This window comes from Candidatus Omnitrophota bacterium (assembly GCA_028716565.1).
Taxonomy (GTDB): Bacteria; Omnitrophota; Gorgyraeia; order Pluralincolimonadales; family Pluralincolimonadaceae; genus Pluralincolimonas.
This window is the reverse complement of sequence record JAQUPL010000012.1, coordinates 1-17,660: the sequence shown is the minus strand read 5'-3', so window position 1 is coordinate 17,660 and position 17,660 is coordinate 1. Positions and strand designations below refer to the sequence as shown.

At 49.6% G+C, this 17,660-nt stretch carries 22 protein-coding genes; all 22 read right to left on the bottom strand.

Annotation, left to right across the window (positions count from 1 at the left end; all coding sequences use genetic code 11):
• Positions 1–322 precede the first annotated feature (322 nt).
• The 22 genes from PHO67_08835 to PHO67_08730 all read right to left on the bottom strand — a co-directional run bounded on the left by PHO67_08835 (position 323) and on the right by PHO67_08730 (position 17,626).
• Positions 323–823, bottom strand: coding sequence for a hypothetical protein (locus PHO67_08835; protein MDD5547242.1), 501 nt, complete (start codon positions 821–823; stop codon positions 323–325).
• 116 nt (positions 824–939) lie between these two features.
• Positions 940–1,215 carry a hypothetical protein gene (locus tag PHO67_08830; protein ID MDD5547241.1) on the bottom strand — a complete coding sequence of 92 codons (276 nt, stop codon included), beginning with the start codon at positions 1,213–1,215 and terminating at the stop codon, positions 940–942.
• 12 nt (positions 1,216–1,227) lie between these two features.
• Positions 1,228–1,899, bottom strand: a complete 672-nt coding sequence (locus PHO67_08825; protein ID MDD5547240.1) for a transglycosylase SLT domain-containing protein — start codon at positions 1,897–1,899, stop codon at positions 1,228–1,230.
• The gene (locus tag PHO67_08820; GenBank protein ID MDD5547239.1) at positions 1,896–2,639 is read right to left on the bottom strand and encodes a hypothetical protein; all 744 of its coding nucleotides are present in this window, start codon (positions 2,637–2,639) and stop codon (positions 1,896–1,898) included. The genes PHO67_08825 and PHO67_08820 overlap by 4 nt, the downstream gene beginning before the upstream one ends.
• Before the next feature lie 19 nt (positions 2,640–2,658).
• A complete protein-coding gene (locus tag PHO67_08815; GenBank protein ID MDD5547238.1) occupies positions 2,659–3,141 on the bottom strand; it encodes a hypothetical protein in 483 nt (160 codons plus the stop codon).
• A gap of 11 nt (positions 3,142–3,152) precedes the next feature.
• The gene (locus PHO67_08810; protein ID MDD5547237.1) at positions 3,153–3,920 is read right to left on the bottom strand and encodes a hypothetical protein; all 768 of its coding nucleotides are present in this window, start codon (positions 3,918–3,920) and stop codon (positions 3,153–3,155) included.
• A 22-nt stretch (positions 3,921–3,942) separates the two neighbouring features.
• Positions 3,943–4,704, bottom strand: coding sequence for a hypothetical protein (locus tag PHO67_08805; protein MDD5547236.1), 762 nt, complete (start codon positions 4,702–4,704; stop codon positions 3,943–3,945).
• 16 nt (positions 4,705–4,720) lie between these two features.
• Complete coding sequence (locus PHO67_08800) at positions 4,721–5,377, bottom strand: hypothetical protein (protein ID MDD5547235.1); 657 nt, start codon at positions 5,375–5,377, stop codon at positions 4,721–4,723.
• A 262-nt stretch (positions 5,378–5,639) separates the two neighbouring features.
• On the bottom strand, positions 5,640–6,077 hold the full coding sequence (locus PHO67_08795) for a hypothetical protein (protein MDD5547234.1): 438 nt from the start codon (positions 6,075–6,077) through the stop codon (positions 5,640–5,642).
• Positions 6,074–7,717 (bottom strand): hypothetical protein, encoded by a 1,644-nt coding sequence (locus PHO67_08790; GenBank protein ID MDD5547233.1) that lies wholly within the window; start codon positions 7,715–7,717, stop codon positions 6,074–6,076. Before PHO67_08790 ends, PHO67_08795 begins: the two co-directional genes overlap by 4 nt.
• Before the next feature lie 2 nt (positions 7,718–7,719).
• Positions 7,720–8,391: a hypothetical protein gene (locus PHO67_08785; GenBank protein MDD5547232.1), complete on the bottom strand. Its 672-nt coding sequence runs from the start codon at positions 8,389–8,391 to the stop codon at positions 7,720–7,722.
• Positions 8,384–9,118, bottom strand: a complete 735-nt coding sequence (locus tag PHO67_08780) for a hypothetical protein (GenBank protein MDD5547231.1) — start codon at positions 9,116–9,118, stop codon at positions 8,384–8,386. The genes PHO67_08785 and PHO67_08780 overlap by 8 nt, the downstream gene beginning before the upstream one ends.
• A gap of 291 nt (positions 9,119–9,409) precedes the next feature.
• A complete protein-coding gene (locus tag PHO67_08775) occupies positions 9,410–10,630 on the bottom strand; it encodes a hypothetical protein (GenBank protein ID MDD5547230.1) in 1,221 nt (406 codons plus the stop codon).
• Positions 10,631–10,700: 70 nt separating this feature from the next.
• Positions 10,701–11,732, bottom strand: coding sequence for a hypothetical protein (locus PHO67_08770; GenBank protein MDD5547229.1), 1,032 nt, complete (start codon positions 11,730–11,732; stop codon positions 10,701–10,703).
• 1,006 nt (positions 11,733–12,738) lie between these two features.
• A complete protein-coding gene (locus PHO67_08765; protein ID MDD5547228.1) occupies positions 12,739–13,893 on the bottom strand; it encodes a site-specific integrase in 1,155 nt (384 codons plus the stop codon).
• 620 nt (positions 13,894–14,513) lie between these two features.
• On the bottom strand, positions 14,514–14,882 hold the full coding sequence (locus tag PHO67_08760; GenBank protein MDD5547227.1) for a hypothetical protein: 369 nt from the start codon (positions 14,880–14,882) through the stop codon (positions 14,514–14,516).
• Positions 14,879–15,664: a hypothetical protein gene (locus tag PHO67_08755; GenBank protein ID MDD5547226.1), complete on the bottom strand. Its 786-nt coding sequence runs from the start codon at positions 15,662–15,664 to the stop codon at positions 14,879–14,881. The genes PHO67_08760 and PHO67_08755 overlap by 4 nt, the downstream gene beginning before the upstream one ends.
• Positions 15,661–16,095: a hypothetical protein gene (locus tag PHO67_08750; protein ID MDD5547225.1), complete on the bottom strand. Its 435-nt coding sequence runs from the start codon at positions 16,093–16,095 to the stop codon at positions 15,661–15,663. Before PHO67_08750 ends, PHO67_08755 begins: the two co-directional genes overlap by 4 nt.
• A 2-nt stretch (positions 16,096–16,097) precedes the next feature.
• On the bottom strand, positions 16,098–16,451 hold the full coding sequence (locus PHO67_08745; GenBank protein ID MDD5547224.1) for a hypothetical protein: 354 nt from the start codon (positions 16,449–16,451) through the stop codon (positions 16,098–16,100).
• 214 nt (positions 16,452–16,665) lie between these two features.
• Positions 16,666–16,887, bottom strand: a complete 222-nt coding sequence (locus PHO67_08740) for a hypothetical protein (GenBank protein ID MDD5547223.1) — start codon at positions 16,885–16,887, stop codon at positions 16,666–16,668.
• 149 nt (positions 16,888–17,036) lie between these two features.
• The gene (locus tag PHO67_08735) at positions 17,037–17,387 is read right to left on the bottom strand and encodes a hypothetical protein (protein MDD5547222.1); all 351 of its coding nucleotides are present in this window, start codon (positions 17,385–17,387) and stop codon (positions 17,037–17,039) included.
• 5 nt (positions 17,388–17,392) lie between these two features.
• Positions 17,393–17,626 (bottom strand): hypothetical protein, encoded by a 234-nt coding sequence (locus tag PHO67_08730; GenBank protein ID MDD5547221.1) that lies wholly within the window; start codon positions 17,624–17,626, stop codon positions 17,393–17,395.
• Positions 17,627–17,660 lie beyond the last annotated feature (34 nt).

Sequence of the window (17,660 nt, the reverse complement as noted above, 5' to 3'; positions counted from 1 at the left end):
TCAAACATTTTTTGATAGCATCCTTAAGGACTTTCTGTTTTGCTTGATATTCGTCAATGTTCCAACCTGTTAAACGTTGATTTAAATTGACTCTTGTGGGATTTTTTTTACTTGGCATGGTTGTCACCCTTTTAATTTCTCTGTTTCGGCTCGGCACTCGAAACGATAAATTTGTTGTCCGAATGAATCAAGATCACGAACATGTTTTGCGGGGGGAATGTGATATTGACAAGTTGCGCATTTATAAGATCCTACTATCTTGTCTTCAAAAAAAGGACATTGTTTTACGACTTTACCTTCAAAGTTTTCATAATCCATTTTATCACCATTTTTCAAAAAGGTTCCCTAAATGAACCTGTTTAATGTTGCGCGCCATGTTCAATATTTCTTCTATTTCGTCCGGTCCTAAAGTCATTTCTTTGACGCCTTCTTTTTCGGTTTCAGGAAACAACCTGTTTCTTATCACAAAGGCATGTTCGAAACGCTTAAGCTCTTGTCTCCAAAGGCCTAGAACAGTTTTCGAGTGTTCAACAGCTTGTCTCAATTTAGACTTTGGAACCTTTGCTCTGATTTTCTTATCAGACTTCAGATGACTGATCGTGTAATCGTCCAAAACTTTCGCGAGAACCTGAAACACGATGTTTTTTTCTTGAACGGTCTTGAACGGTATTTCCGCGATGACATAAGGATCCTCGGTCGGATCCGAATACGTTTCCGGGTTGATTCCCGCGTTTCGAAGGATCGTTTCCGCCGCCTCACTCTCGTGAGGTGAACCGCGCAAATAAAGCGCATGAATGCGAGCGATTTTTTCAGGGGTCAACATGTAGTCTCCTTGGTGGATAAAGTAGGGGGGGGGAACCTAAGAGACCTCTGGTCGGCTCAGACACGGAGGGATATTCCCCCCCCCTATCGATAGGATACTATTTTTCGGGTGAAAATCTACTCTTTTGCGGGAGGTAAAACAGGATCACCGGCTTTTACCGGCTTGTTCGGGTTCGGTTGATCACCGTATCGAAGGCGCGTCACCTCGGCCCAATCTCCGCGAGATATTGCATCGTCGATTTTTGCCTGCGTTTCATCGTCCGGTTCGTCAGGCTTCTTGAGATCCTTTGTCACTTCCCCTCGGTCCTCCGCTTCTGATACGGACACGGACACGGGAGCGGATGCGGGAGCGGATACGGGCGGTTTTGAGGTTTTGGGTTTAGGCTTTGCCATGAGTTGATCCTTTCATTCGTCCCAGTACCGTTTTAGGAGACTGGTTACCATCCATCCGATTATCGCCGTTAATATCGCCGATGTTAACCAGTTTTTTTTTTCTTCGACGGGCGCCGAGGACTGAACCGAGGTGTTTATCCATGACATGATCATAGGGCTGGAAAAAGTCGTTAGGTCAACCCGGTCATAAACGCGGCGAGGATGCGGTAAGGCATTGCTTTTGGGATAGGCGGTTTCGAAGGCCTCGAAAGACGCGGTGGGAAGCTTGTCCATCAATTTTCGGATGCATCCCGGGCCCGCCGCATACATGAGATCGGCAATTTTCGCGAGCTGATCTATCGGTACCGCCGGCAGACGCTTCGACAAATAGGCGTATGCGATGCGCCAAAATTGCCCGATCAACCATGTGCCTACTCTGATTTGAGCCGGCCCTCCTTCTTTCGAGCGCATATCCGACATCGAGAACTTGAGCTCATGGCTTTTGTTGTACCAGTCGAGCGCCGACGGCATCACCTGCATGAGCCCGGATGCGCCGCTTGATGCGTTCACGAGACCGGGAACACCATTGCTCTCAACGTCGATTACCGCCAATATGAGCCCGGGAGGGAACGGCAAGCCCATCTGTCCCAGTTCTTTGATGACAACCGGTTGCCAACGGGCTGTATTTTCGTGTACGGCCTTCATGACCACGATCCGAGGTAGTGCTCCATCGCGAGCTTGTTCAAAGAGGACTGAATACCGCCTTTGAATGCGGCGGACACCGCCGGCCGTTCGGTGATAAGTCCGTCACATTCCCAAAAAACAGCCAATTCAAATCCTCCCGGCACGGGGAATCGAACGGAATTCGCTGAATCGGAATGAGTGGCAAACCATATTCCCGATTGCTCGGGAAAATCCGAATAGGGAAGCCCGGGCTGTTCATCGGGCGGATTGAGCTGATTGATCCACGGTCTCACCGAACCGTCAAACGGAAATAGGCGCATAAACCATCGGCCTCTCACTCCGTTGAACTGATCGGTGAACGGATCGCCGTAGGTGACAATCGAAGTGACGGATGGAACGGGCGCAAAATCAGCTACACCCATGAATTGCTCAAATCCCCGTATCACTCCAATGTACCGATGAGGAACTGGAAAGCGCGCCAATTCTACGCGCCACGGCTCGTATTTAAAACCGGGATGAACTACCAGACCGACAGAATCCATTTGATAACGGATCGCCTTCGGAGTGAGATACAGCGATTCGTAATACGGAAGATTGTCGAAGAAGGCGGGCAACGGCCGTTTCTTCAAGAAAGTTTCAAGGCAATTTCTAGAAATGAGATTTTCGGCCCACTCCGGAAACGGACATGGGTTTGAATCACTATTCAGAATGGATTTCGCGATTCTTGCTTCTTGAGTCCAGGCTGAAAACGGTGAAAACATGAACCCTCCTTTCGAGAGGTTACATGCTCCGTTTTACCATACCCCAATCGGCTAGACCAGATAAACAGACCTGAACGCGGAAGGTGTCCGAACGCGGTGTCAAGATGCGCGTATAGACATTGATGATTTCAAATCGCAACGCATGCGCCGCCTGATAGAAAAGGGGATATTCCAACGTCCTGAACGGGCCGGCCCGTTTCGGACCGAACAGAAGATCGGCATGAACGGGAACGTTGGAATAGTTCCGCATTTCGTCGTTCATGGAGATCAACACCTGGCCGTCCTGATAGAGACCGGACGTTTCCGGATCTTCGGTGTTTCCGAGAAACAAAACCGCCGCTCTCGTGATAAAGATAGCCTGTTCGTTCAGTTGAATGTATCCCTGCCCGCGCCCTTGTGCCGCAACGGGAACATCGATACTTACCGCATAGTTCATCGGCTTCCATCGTTCGGGGTCGAGGTCTTTCGGAAGAACAAGTCTTCCTTCAATGTCTTCGGCCATGGGAAAACCTCCTATGCGCTCAACGCGCCGCGCTGCTGTACCTCACGCAATCCGTGGATCGCGCACTGGATGACGTACCGTGTCGGGAAACGACCTTGAGCAATCGTCGGCGCTTCACCGGTTACGGGATATCCCCACATATACGACCACGGGCCCGTGAATTGCGCGAGAATGCGCCGCGCATATTCCGACAGGGTGAGACGCACTTCGAAGGTTTCGTTTCGCGGAATCGCGATTTCGCTCTTGAAGTAGAAACGGTTGTCCTTCGTCGGCTCTCCTTGGGTACCCACGACGACGGCGGAGGTATATCCCTCCCATGTTGTCGCTGCGTCCAAGCCCTGCGAAACGCCGCTCACGCGCGGACCGTAGCCCGGGGGCATATGATACGGAGATGCATCAAGGCGGACGTCTTGCGCGAGACGGAACTCGATTCCCACATGATTGGGAAGGTCGAATTGAAAAAAGTTCGGGATATTGATTCCCGGGGGCGGCGCAAATTCCCCTGCGACATGATTGTCCCACGGCTGCGACGGGCCTTGAAACGCGATACCGATAGACAGGGCGTGAAAGGCGAAATCGGAGCGATCTTGGCTTTGCTGATTGTTGTACGCAAGGCCGCACATCGCCTCGTTTCGCGATTTGAAGAACCGGTGTTCCTGCTGCTGTCCGAAGGCTTGAAAGCTCGTGAACCATCCCTGAACGTTCGCTTCATTGCCGTACATTTGACTTGATATGACGATCGAGTCGTAGATTGTCCAGGGCTCTAAAACATTTTGCATTTGCATGGTATCACCTCCGCGATTATCTCGCGTGAGCCTCCCCTCTCTGTTGCACGTATCTTACGCCGTGCAAGGTCACCCGAATTCCGTAGAATGTCGGGAGATAGTTGACAGAGATGTCATTCGGCGCCGGGAACGTGTGCGGGCCCGGAAGTGCTTGAAGCAGGCGCCGACAGTATTCAGACGGAATGAGCTTTACCGCGATTGCAGCCTTCACCGGTATTTCTACCGGTTCGGGGAAAACGTAATTTGCCTTGATGTGGGCGTTTCCCTGGCTTCCGGAATGTACAGACCACGGCATCGAAGCGGCGGGGGACACACTACCGTCCTGCGACGCGAGCGATCCGTATCCGCCGACGATCGGTCCACCGCCCGAACCGGGCATGAGCGCATTGATGCGGAGTTTAGTGTCTTGATTGACCAAAAACTCCAAGCCCATGTGTTTGGGGATATCGGCCTCCCAAAGAGCGGAAAACATCGAGTTCCACACGTTCAAGTTGATGATGGTGGTCGTGTAGTGCTGGAAAGCCGCCGACGGAGCGAAAAAATGAACGCAAAGCGAATTGACCGTGAACGGCCAGGCCACTTGATCGCGTGTTTCGAGATTGGTGTATTCTTTGCCGGCGGAAGCTATGTTCCTTTGGTTGAAGAATTGCCAATCTATTGCATTTCCCGCTTGCACAAAGTTCTCATACCATCCCGCCGGCTTGATGGACAGATTCGGATAGTCCGGCGTTACTGCGACGGTATCGAACAACGGGAAGGTTTCTTGGACATTCAACATGATTCACCTTCCTTGTTTAGCCTTGATAGGCTGCGCGATACTTCGCAATGTAATCTTCCCGGACATCCTGTCCGAGACGGCCCGGGGTGACCAGTGCTTCACCGAATCCTCCGAGACGGCCCCGGGATACGAGAGCCTCGCCCCATGTTCCTTGCAGTTCGGGAAGGTCGGTGTCTTCACCGTCCCAACTCTCACCCAATCCCATGCGATGACGTTCATCGAGCGGCAACATCTGGCCGTCGTCGGACATCATCCACGGTGTGCCTTCGCCGTCGAGCTGCAACACATTGGGATCGGCGCCGAAATACCCGTACCCTTCAAGAGCATCTTCGGGAGCGCCGAACCACTCTTGAGCTTTCGGGGACTTCGTGACGAGCTCGTTCTCGACAAGCTTGAACAGCACGAAGGCAAGACCGCCGTTCAGGACTCTTTGTCCCATTCCCGGTCGGATCAGGTTTGCGGCGAATGCGCCAGCGAACGCGCCCGCGCCGGCTTTGAGATAGGTCCCCCAGCTCCATGTGGTGGGATCCGTCTCGGTACCGCCGCCGAACTTGCGCGCGCCGAGCTTTGCCGCGAACATGCCGAGGAGCATCGGGATTCCCTCGTGAATCGCCGATTTCACATTGAGACCGGCGAAAAGCCGTCCCCCTGCGCGCCGCGCATACCGCCGCATGCGTCCGCCTCCTCGTCGCGGATTCTCCATCATCACTTCCGGATTCCTCCGGTAGCTGCGCCTTCGTCGTCGCCGCGTGGTCCGTCTGGCAACGGGGGCGGCGCACGTCCGGCGAGCTGCTCGTCGTCGTCGTCTTTTGGCCATTGTGAGGCCTCCCTTTCTTGCCGTCGTCGCACGTCGTCGACGCCGGGTTGTTTTCGCCTTTCGGCGAGTTTTCGCCCCCTTTCGGGGGTTGATAAGAAGGACTTCCCGCATTTATCACCTATCCGGTAATGCCTACCGCCTTCACAGTCAGTTTACGCCCTGTCAACCTACAAATTCCAGGGGATTTTTTATTGTCCATCTGTACCTTTGTAGGGTTTTCGAAGTCGTGAACATATCCGGTTGCCTTTCCGGTCCACTTAGAGGACCGGTAGGCAATCGAAAACGCATATTCCGCATGATTCGGCGAGAAATCTCGAACGGTGAATCGAAACGCTCTATCCGGTTCCCAACCTACAAACCGTTTGAACATGCTCGCCGCGCGATTCGGTACTGATTCAGCCTCTTTCACACCCTTCGGCATCGGAAGGATCCACAACTCTTTGCCGCTCGAATCGGTTGCGAGGTAGAAAGCGTTTTTTCGGAATTTATAAACGCCGCTTTCCGTTTCGATTTCTATCGGCTCACCGAGGAGCACCAATGTTGCCGGGATTTTCATCTTCCCACAAATACCGATGAATTCCCGGTGCCGGCGGTAAACCCTAAAGCATCAACGGCCGGCCATGTGTCCGCCGCCTCGCCTGCTGTCGTAGTATATGCGATCAGTTGTCCGAAAGTTCCGACCATACCGTCCAAAACAGGCGTGCTTGTGGGTGAATTGTAAAATGCATCGACATGATTTGTTCCCTCAAACCATATTCCACCGCGACTGATTGTGGAATATGTTCCATCACTCCCACACTGGCCGATTTTGACCGTGCAACATCCAAAAAGGGTCATACAGTTGTCGGAAACAAGAGTTGTGATTCGTTCTACATTTAGGATCGAACAATAGGCCTCTATTCCCCCTTGATTCTGTAACGGGAACAGCGTTACTCCTCCGTCTGTAATGCAGTATTGAGCGTCAAAAGACGCATTCCGACAGACGAATTTTCGAGCGTTCGAGTAGGTGATCTTCGCCGCTCCTCGAATGTTTATGATGTTGTCAAAGTCCATTGCCATAAGTTCGCAGTCTCTTACAACGCAATTTTCAGACGGAGACCAGTTTGAAATATTGCCAAACTTCGCGCCGCAAATATCCGGCTGATACGGTCCGAAAGTGGTGTCGGGACCGGCCAGATTATTGACTCCGCAATTCGCGAGAGTAATAACCTCATCGACATCGATAAACACATTCGTGTTCACATTTCCGTATCGAAATTCATTCCCGGGTACGGTTCCCAAACCGTTCCAATTGTCGCCAAATTTGACGAATGACAATGTGCTGTCACAGGTATTTCGCCATTTGACAAGCGCCTCAACCATGTTGAAAAACGGAGGTGTAGATGGAAGAAAATCAACGTTCAGGTTGAAAATTCCGACTTGACTTTGTTTGCCTCTGCGTCCACCCGAACACGAAGCAACGATATTTTCAACGGTCAATGTTCTCGCCGGTCTGACAACGTCAATCGTATCCCCTCCGCCGATTCCGTGGATTAAAAACGGCATCGACTGAAAAAGTATATTCGCTCCTATCACCTTGTGAATCGGTACCGCGTAATTTCCGGAAAGGGCGAACGATGATTGAGCGGTGGGACCGAAACCCGCGACGCATGCGCACCAGCTACCGCCGCCGCCTCCCAAAATTCCGATCGCGCCGATGGTGTTCGATTCAACTACAGTCGGAGCGCCACTTCCGAGCAGTGCGAACGAACCATCTTCGCCGAAAGAAAAATCGAGATGCAGAGTTTTTGTCGGCATCGAAATATCAGACATGAGCACGACGCGGTATTTATGATTCAAACGTCTCGGAAGGTTGTCGAGAAACCACAAAGAAGCATACGGAAGCGACGCGCTACCGGTGCCTGTTTGGTCTGAACCTGTCAATGCGTTGACATAATATGTCGTGTCGGCAACCGAGACGGACAAACCGCCGATCGCTCCGAGCAATCGATAGATGTCGATGATTTCTTGGTCATGTCCATCGTTCAACTGTCCGAGCATCTTCGACAGATCAAATTCGCTCAATCCCTGCTCGTAATCCGAAAAATCGATCACGATTGTTCGGTGAAAAAATCGGCTCAATCTGCGTTCGAGCTGATATTTTTGAGCGACTAAAAGAGCGTTTCTTCCTTCTTCGGTTGTCAGCAAATTCGACATTTTTATTTCCTCAAAAACGATAGCGCGAACGAACCCCCTAACAGGGCGAGCGCTACGGTTAGGCCTTTCGACAGTCCGCCCTTGAGCGTATCCGCGAAAGATTCTTTTTCTTCGATTTTTTGATTTTCTTTTACGACTTGCCACCCTTTGCAAAGATCCGAAGACGGATCTTTGCAAAGAGCGGTATCCGCCGCTTTGTTCAACTTTTGATAATCGACTAAGAGTTCATCAGAGTTTTTTCCCATATGGTACAAGGTAGCGAAGCATCCGGCGAGAATCAAACCGCCCACGATCAACGGGATGAAAAGTGCACCCATCGCGGGAGAAGGCGACAAGATATCAAAATCCCCATCTCGCCATTTCAGACCGTATTCGAGCGATTGAACTTTTTGAATCGCGGTCTGAACTCCGATCATATTTTCTTTCAACAAGAAAAAGCGCTTTTCTGTAGTATCTGCACCAATGAGATTAAGTGTAAACTGATTTTGTGAAGCGTATGAAGCGTAAAGAGCCTTTGCCGTCAAGGTTTCGTGCTGCAATTGCAACGCAAAAATCTTGTCTTGTATCTGCTCATAGAGCGCCAAACACTCGCCCCACCGCCTCACCTGCTCTGTGGTGGGGCGAGTGCTTATAGGCGCACGTTTAGAAATCGGCATCGGCTCAGTATCAGGCATGACTCAACAATCCTAAAATCAGTGGGATCGTCCACAATCCCTTATCTGTACCGCCTCCACCTCCACCACTTCCCGCAGGACCGGCCGGGCCCATCGGTCCGGGAGGACCGGCCGGGCCCATCGGTCCGGACGGGCCCGGTATCCCCTCGGGCGGATGCGCCGCGAGATACGCTTTCACCGCCGCCTCGATCGCGGCGTTCGATGCATTCCCGGGAGGACCGATCGGGCCCACGGGACCGGGAGGACCGATCGGGCCCATCGGTCCTTGACTTCCCGGTATCCCTTGAGGACCGGACGGACCGGAAGGGCCCGGTATCCCCTCGGGCGGATGCGCCGCGAGATACGCTTTCACCGCCGCCTCGATCGCGGCGTTCGATGCGTTACCGGGAGGACCGGAAGGTCCGATCGGTCCCATCGGGCCCATTGAACCGGGAGGACCGGACGGGCCCATCGGACCGGCCGGGCCCATCGGTCCTACCGGTCCGGATGGTCCGGTTTTCCCGGGTTCTCCCGGCATCGGTTCGGGTGTCGGCGAGGTATAGATCTTTTCCGGTTCTTCACCTGTAAGAGGAGGTACCCAAACCGTCGGGTATTGCTTTCCCGACCCGGCCGGTGCATGCGGATTCTCTATCGAGTATTTCGGATAGAATTGAAGTCCCTTGATCTTGTAGGACTCCCATCCTGCCGTCCCTTTTTCGATATGGTTGTTCCATGTTGCCGCGTTCATGAGCATTAAACCGGATTTTACGTTGTCGGCTCCATACGCTCTTTTGGCGACTCCATAAGGGGTTTCGTCCGGAAACGGTCGATAGAACATTCCCGGGGTGCTGTCTTTGTTGTTTCGAATTTCAGACGGCTTTGGAACATACCTATCATCGAGATTGGGCGCCGATCCGAAACCTCCGAAACGCGGGCCCGGGGTGAATTGAGCCATACGCCGAAGAAGCCGAGAATCGGCAACCATCGACGGAGCTCTAACCCCGGGAGGCCAGGGCATGCAGGAAAGGCGGCGCATGGGTCAACCTCCGCGGGCCGCTTTGAGTTTCGCCGCGGCAACCGCAAGATCTGCTTGCATGCCTTTTATTTTGTGCGGGCTATTCGCAACAAGTGTTCTTGCCTTGCCCGGCTTACCTGCGAGCTTTACGCCCCACTTGTTCATAAGGTTTGCAACCTTGCCGGCGACTTTGAGACCTGCGGCGATTGCCGGACCATATCCCGGAATCAGCGCCGCTATGGGAGCCAATTTCGCCGCATATTTTCCCACGAATTTCATCAAAGGTCTGACAAACTTCATGGCAATTTTGTGGATCTTGTCGGCGATCTTCAAAATCCATTTACCGCCCGGAAGCTTACTTATGACCTTGCGAATTCCTTTTTTGATTCGTTGGGCGACTTTTTTGATACCCTTTTTGATGCGCCGAAACATACGACGGAAAAACCCTCGGCCGAGCGATCCGTCATACTGATAGATCGTTCCGTCATCGCCAAGCGCGAGCATTCCGTCATACGCTTGACCGTAGGATCTCATATACTGATAATCCTGCGGCGCGAGTTCGAGCATGGGAGTTCTCGCGATTCCCTGGGAATCCGACATCACCTCAACGGGCGGGAGGTTCATCTGATCGCCGCTGATAACACCCATCGATCCGGCATACATGCCCCAACCCTTGAGGCCTACCGTTTCCCAATTGTCCGGGGTTATTTCCGACTCGCCAAAGCCGAGGACTCCCGAAAGGTCTTGCCACTGCCCTTCCGGCAGTCCCAACAATCCTTCTTGACCATACATGCTTTTTACTCCATCAAGTTCGGTGCCGTTCAACCCCCGAACATTTCCTTCATATCCTAACAGTTTCCCCTCTAAATTCCAAAACGCAATCCTCGAATGAGGAGCGGTCGCAAAAACCTCACGATGAGGATGCAGAACAGGATCGACCGTCACCCAACCGACGCCTGGAACGTGAGCCTGCGGGAACACATGACCGAAAAGATTTCCGGGAGGATGACCGGGCCCGGCCGTTGTCGCAATTCGAACCGGGAATCCGGTTGCCACAAGCTCGGCACCAAGGGCGACGGTGACGCAATCGCAATCGCCGGCACCTTTTCCAAGCCCTACACCGACACCATCGAGCGCGAGCATATATTGAGCAATCGCCTTCGGTGATACGGTGACCATCTCTTTATGTATCGGATCTCGGACGTACCTCCAGCGTTTCAAAAAGTCTTCATAGATTGCGTTCAACTGTCCGAGATAGTCTTTCGGAGCTGCTTTGGTAGCGACTGCGGCGGCGTGGTTTCTGATCGGAAGGTATTCAGCGGCTCTTTTTATTGCCTGGCCGATGAGCCGTATCGTTTCTTTCGTCTGCGCCGGCGGGCCCCCCGGGAATCTGTGGTGTAGCATCTTCGGGTTCATCGAGCGGTTCAAGGTCAAGCGCATTCTCCAACACCCTTTCGGCCTTCGCTCTCTCAGTATCAGGCAATCTAGAAACGGTGTCAAAGTACAAATTCGTCAAGGCTTCACCTCCGATATCTCCGGACAGTAATTTTTTTTGCAATATTTCCATCAATTGTTCATCGGTAGGTTCTACAAATTGAGAAGTCGGCGGCGGCGGAGGTGCAACGCTCGGATTGGGAACGATATTCGGATGAGCCGCAACAATAGGAACGGGTGGACGCTGAACGGGTGCCGCCTGCGCCTGTTTTTGAGCAATCAACGGCAAGGCCTTTTCAGCGAGTCCGATCAGACTCGCGCCCATGTCGTTATTCTCTGAAGGAGGTTGTACGAAATCCCGCATCTGACTTAATGCGGTCATCATATCGGCAATCGATGCAGCCTGAGATGGGGACGATTGAGGAGGCGTCAAAGCTCGTTCGGCAAAGGCCTTTATCAAAGGCATTATCATGGGAATGAGAATTTCAAGAGTTCGGTTTTCTGTCGGCGCAATAGGTGTTTCAGGTTTGATTTCTTTCAACAAAGCAAAATATTCTAAAAGTTCGGATTTAGGATCTTTTTTCTGTTCGCCGCCTAAATTCGGATCGTTGATCAGCTTTCCGTAAACCTTCGGCGGAAATGATTTGAGCTGCAAAAGCATTCTTCGGCGAAATACTCCTTTGTTGTCCCGAAGCATCAAACGGAGGACTTTTCCGCCCCATTGGTTGATTAAATACTGAAGATTTACGGGGTTTTCACCTGGTTCAAGTTCGATTTCTTCGAGGAATCCGCTCAAATCCTTTGGGGATTCTCGATAGATCGAAAGCGTCCATCCCTCGCCATACGAATCAAACATCTCCTCAAAACTCGAAACATAACTATCCTCTGGAGCCTTTTTTTCTTCTTCTGACATTGCTTTGCCTTCCTTGGTGGTTTCTAGGTGTTTTCTAGGTACAAACTAGGTGAACACTAGGTGTATTTTAGCCTAAAAATACACAAAAACTAAGTGAAATGTTTTATTGATTTCAGCCAAATTACAATTTATTCTCTTGTTTGTCTCTTGGTGGAGACAGAAAGGTCTCACCCCCCTAAAGGATTATCCAACCTGGGGGGTGAGTGGGGTTTGACAATGTCTTGTCAAAAAGAATATAAAAAAGATTCCCAAAAAAAGCAAGCAAAAGAACGAGATTTAGAAAGAATTCAATTTGTTGTTAGAGATCAGTCATTTCCAAATATCTCCAACAAAGCTTCTGCAATTCTTTCATGTTTCATTTCACTATATCGTCTTGAATATACAGGAATTACTTCCTATATCGAATCAATCAACCGATCAATCAACCGATGCGGTTATCGCATGTCAGAACGGACATTCTATCGGGGATTGAGAGAACTTGAAGACCTAGGATTTTTTTCAAGACGTAAATTCAGAGTCAAACACGATAAATTTCAAACCGTTATTGAATTCAACTTGGAACGGTTTCAATTTTGGAAACGGATCTCGAGCACACACACACAAACACACATTGCGCACATTTCCTCATCTCTGCCAAATTGTCAGGAATCCCCTCGGACGAGTAGTAACATACGGGTAAACTCTTGTGATATTACGGCTAAAGAACAAAACAAGCCGCGCGCGCGCGCGAGCAGGTTCAAAAATTGGGTTCATCCGGTCCTATTCAGCCTCATGTGCGTTCTCAAGGCGCAAAAGGATCGCGACAGGGCGCTCATAATCAGCCGCGCGCGGTGGGAGATTGACGCCGGCCGCGCCGGGATAGAAATACCGGGTCACAGTGGCATCGACTGGGATCGCTCGTCATGGCAAGAAATGCCTCACACACATCGAGAGCAAGTCATCCGAAATGAAATTTTACCGGTATTGCGAAAAAATCCCGAAAATCAGTCAAATTCCGTCTCTGAACTCATATCTGCGATGATTGGACAAGATGAGGCGGTTCAATATCGAGAGCCGGAGATTCGATATCAGATGGTTGTTCAGAAGGCGCGGGAGCTTCCGAAGGTACAGATTGACCTTCCAAAAGACGATCTTGAGATCCTTGTCGCGGCGAGGAATCGAGCGATGCAAAGACGATCTTGAGTGGATTGTTCAGCATGATCGAACCATCTTCTATATACCGCCTCAAAACCTCCATGGAAGAATGGCGAGTTTGCCGGGCGATGAATCTTTCGGGGATTCCCAGTTGTCCGCATTGAGTAGCGAAACCTCGCCGCAACGAATGCGCCGAATATTCGATAGGACTATATCCCACGGAGCGCGCCGCATCCTTGACAACGTCTGTGATTGTCTGCTCGGTCAATCTCGCCGCGTTTCCCCAGTCGTAAAACATCATGGCGTTTGTTTTTCTCACTCGTCTGAAAAGCGGTCCCGATCTATTCAAAAACAAAAGCTCTTTGTAGTCCTCAAGAAACCGGACACAACAAAGTTCTTTATCGGGAGCCCTCGGAATAAAAATGTTTGCGCCTTTTCCGTCTTGATCGGTCTTTGATTTCCTGATCCGAATCGTGAGGCCTTCGGGCAAAAAAGAAAGATCCTCGACATCGAGCGCGCAAATCTCGGATCGTCTCAAAGCGGCGCACCATCCGATCAACAAAATAGCTTGATTTCGCCTTCCTCGAATCGTTCGTTCACACCGAGAAACCATCCGTTTCAAGTCATCCCATAAGATGGGCTTTGCAGCATCGCAAGATATGCCTATTTCTCGCCTAATACCTTTTAAAACGGATTTTACAGAATGAGAGTCTGTCGGTGAGTCATAACCAGACTCGACATGAAAGCGTTTTATCGATACACAAACCCTGGAAATAGTCGAGTATTTTTTATCGATAATTGACGCCAAATATGCGCAAACTGTTTCAGGTGTCGCCGGCAACCATGGTTTTTCAACTCTCAAACAAAAATCGGCGAACAAAGCAAAGTCTTTCGAGTAGGCACTTTTTGTGTTTTTCGATAGACCTTTATCCGACAATTTTTGAGATAGAGAAATGAGATCGTCAAACAGATCATGTGCCGGAGTCAGGATCGGATTTTGTCGTTTGGGTGATTTCGGATCGGTCATGTTTGAACTCCGCTTTGACCGCCCGGTAAAACTCACAGCGCAAGCAATTCGGAGGGGGATCCGATGATATTTGCTGCAAATCAGACAAAGAGCGGCTCAATTTTTTGATTTTTGTCAAGGCCAACCAGAGAACCGCCGCGATGAACGTTGAAAGGATGTCTGTTGCTTCGAAGCTCATAGCGGAATTATATCATTGAAGACCGAGCTGCACTACACAGATCGGATCGTCGAAAAAATCAAATATGTTGTGTGTTTCCCCATGTGACTCATGAACTGATATGGGGTTTTTACCACCGAAACCTTTCCAGTCACAATGAACACAATCCACAAGAAAAATGTATTTCATTTTTCGGTTGAACATAGAACGATCGATTTGTTGACCGCACGACGGACAGCGGAATTTCCAGTTTGTTTTTTCTGTACCGTATCTATTGCAGCCTTCGACGTACCATTCGCGAGACGATAGGTGTTTTTCGGTCGGCTTCAATTGCTTTTCCATCTGAAAACCCCCTTTAAATGTTCGGCCTTCATCATTTTTCTATGCTGCGACACCCCTTTGAAAAATCCATGTGCGATCGTCGTACCATATAAAATTCCGAAAATGATTAAAGCTTTTACTATCATGGTTTGAGCGGTACCTCCTCATTGACCATGCCGTACTTTCGTTTTTGTTCGAGCAAGAGATCGGCGGCCATTTCGGCACATTCTTTGTAGTACCATGCGGTTTCCTCTAAAAGGTCGTATTCAAGATCCGAGTTCGAAGCTTCGTAATCGTCCGAGGCCTCGTCTGTTTCTTTTCGTTTGCCTTGCAAAATGTCGTTCGCACGTTGCGTATCAAGGATCGCAAGACGCGCGAAAGCTTGCGCCGATTGTCCGTAAAGCATCGCAACGTTCGACATCGTTCCGATTATTGCAAGCTTTATGTCTGCTTCGTTTGGCGCATGTGTTCCACCGCCAGGACCGGGAATAACGATTCTTCTTTGACTCATTTGGATATCTCCTTGCATTCGTTCGAAGCGAATGCGCAAAAGCCGGCACCTTCGCCGGGAGTAGCCGACGGCGCACATGTGCCGCCGATTTCTGAACAATATTGATCGTAAGCATTTTGAGGCCTGCAACAATAACGGCCGATACCGTCGCATTGATAAGCGTTGTCGCGAATCCATCCGGAATAGATCGGGAAAGTCTCAAAGCCCATTCCGTCGGATCCGTTATCGCACAAAAGGATCGTTGAAACAGAAGGATCGATAGAGAATCCGTTTAGCAAACCGGTTGCTTCTAATTCCTCTTTTGTAAATCGGTTGTATTGGCAAGATCCAGGGCAAGCCGATATATCGTCGGTAGTGTTGCTCTCGTCCGATTCTGTATCCGTGTCGAAACCCGCATCCGAAATCGAGTCCGAGCTTGTAACAGTTTCCGATTCCTCGTCCGAGTCCGAGATTACTTCCGTTTCTGATCCGTTTGAATCCGAATCTTTCGGATCCGAATTCTGATCCGATTCCGAGTCCTCTTCCGATTCCGAGTCCGATGATATAAAAGTATCCGGTCCCATATCCGAGTCCGAGACTTCTTCCGTATAAGTGTCTCTTTGGATTTCTACAACAGAGTCCCTCTGATTGTCTTCTTCCCATGTGTCCGAAACAGTTTCCGTGGACTTTTCCGAATCGTAATCCGTTTCTGTATCCTCGTCTGTAACCAATTCGAACAAGGGCGTATAGGCGCCGCGACAACCAAACATTGACACAACAAAGATTGTTATAAAGCATTTCATCCTACGCTCCTTTTCATTTTTCTAATGACCGCTTCGGCCATAAGAATTCCCGCTTGTTTATCTACTTTATCGAACACTGACACGGCTTTTTGAAAACCTTGGTCAATCGGCAAAGATAAAAACGTCTCGATCGTGGATACCATATCCGTGCCCGCTTTCGCGAGTCTCGATATACATTCGACGTTCGATTCGTTAGGAACTTCGTAGCAATGACCGTCCAAAAGTATGTTTTCCAACGGGACATATCCGGGAACATTTGTTATTCCAACTTTGAAAATCTCCTTTGCTGGATCTATCATCTTAAAGGCTACAATTTTGTGACCTCTTGAGACGATAGGTCCACCCATAACCGCTGCATAGGCGACAAAATCATTGATCCGAAAGTTCTCTACTTGAGTGAACCTTCCGTCTTCTCCAAGAACATATTTCATAATCAGCCCTCCTCTTTGCAAAGAGGGTCATCGGCAAAGTCGAACACTTCACAAAACGGTTCACCGTTATCCGTCAAGTGTATCGGATTGACCTTGAACAGTCCGCCGCCTGCATAGTCGCAAGGTCCATTTCCCTTCACATCTTCTTTTTTTCCGAAAGCATTTCTCTTTGCCCCTATGATCCTACCGATGCAGGAAAAGCCTATCATCCCCTCTGGAGCTTTAGCGGCCTGATATTCCGCAACGCTCGCGACATGTCCGCAAATAGGACATCGGAATTTTACGGATTCAAAATCACCGTAACGTTTTTTTGCCTCTACAATCCATTCCGCATGGGTCATCTCCTTGAAAATCATTGTTCCCCCTTCATTCTATAAGTTGTAAATTGTCTTACTATTTCAGGTTCTACCCAAAAGGTTTTATTGCATTTTTTGCATTCCATATCGGTGTCATAATCGATAGACCATGAATCCCAGTCCTCATGATCGCAGTAGGGACATATCACGTGCATTCTGTCGGTATGGTTCGGTTTGGGTTCTTCTTCGAAGTCTTCCCGATCTAAGGTGTCGCTCATTTTGAAAGCTCCTCTGCGATCAAATCTGCGGCGGTTCTAAGCTGCTGCAAAGCTCTCATGAGCGGGAGGTCTATCCCGTTCGCTTTCAAGGGATCAATGTAGCTCATTGAGCTTACGACTGCCGCAATAGCCTCATTTGTTGATCGCTCGGCGTCGTGCAAAATGTTGCGTTCGGCTGCTTTTTGATCTGAACCTTTAACATCATCTTTTCTCATCATCAAACCCCGGTTTAGTACCGATAATGTTTCTTTATCGGTAGTTGTTTATTTCGAAAACAGCATCGAAAAAGCTGTTATCGATAACCTATATTATTGACGCATAAACGTGAAAAAGGAACTAAAAAAAACCGGCTGCAGAAAGTATAGTTTTATTGTATTTCCTTGTCTTCGTCGTCACAACAACCGAATTGAGAAGGATCGTTTTCATGGTCCACTATGAAATCACGAAATTTTCGTGATGTTTTGATATCACTGAGTTCAACTCTTCCCTCGTGAAATGCTAGATCTGACGACGATCGAGCGAACGACCAAAGAGAAGCAACCATGTGATCTGACATGATATAATCTGGAATATTAAACGCTGAATCAAAACCATTTTCGTTCAAACATTTTTTGATAGCATCCTTAAGGACTTTCTGTTTTGCTTGATATTCGTCAATGTTCCAACCTGTTAAACGTTGATTTAAATTGACTCTTGTGGGATTTTTTTTACTTGGCATGGTTGTCACTCCTTACTTAAAAAATCGCCGAAACCTGTATTCGAACCCATTTCGAACGTATCTTCGGCCGTGCAATGAAAAGTGAATTCGCATTCGCCGGCTTCACCGTAGTTACCGGAAATACATTTTGGCGAATCCGCCCTGTGAGGACACAAGGCGCACGAATAAGAGCCGACTATTTTATCCGGATAAAAAGGGCATGTATCGAGAGCTTGACCGTCAAAAGTTTTATATTTCATAAATCACCATTTTTCAAAAAGGTTGCCCAAGTGA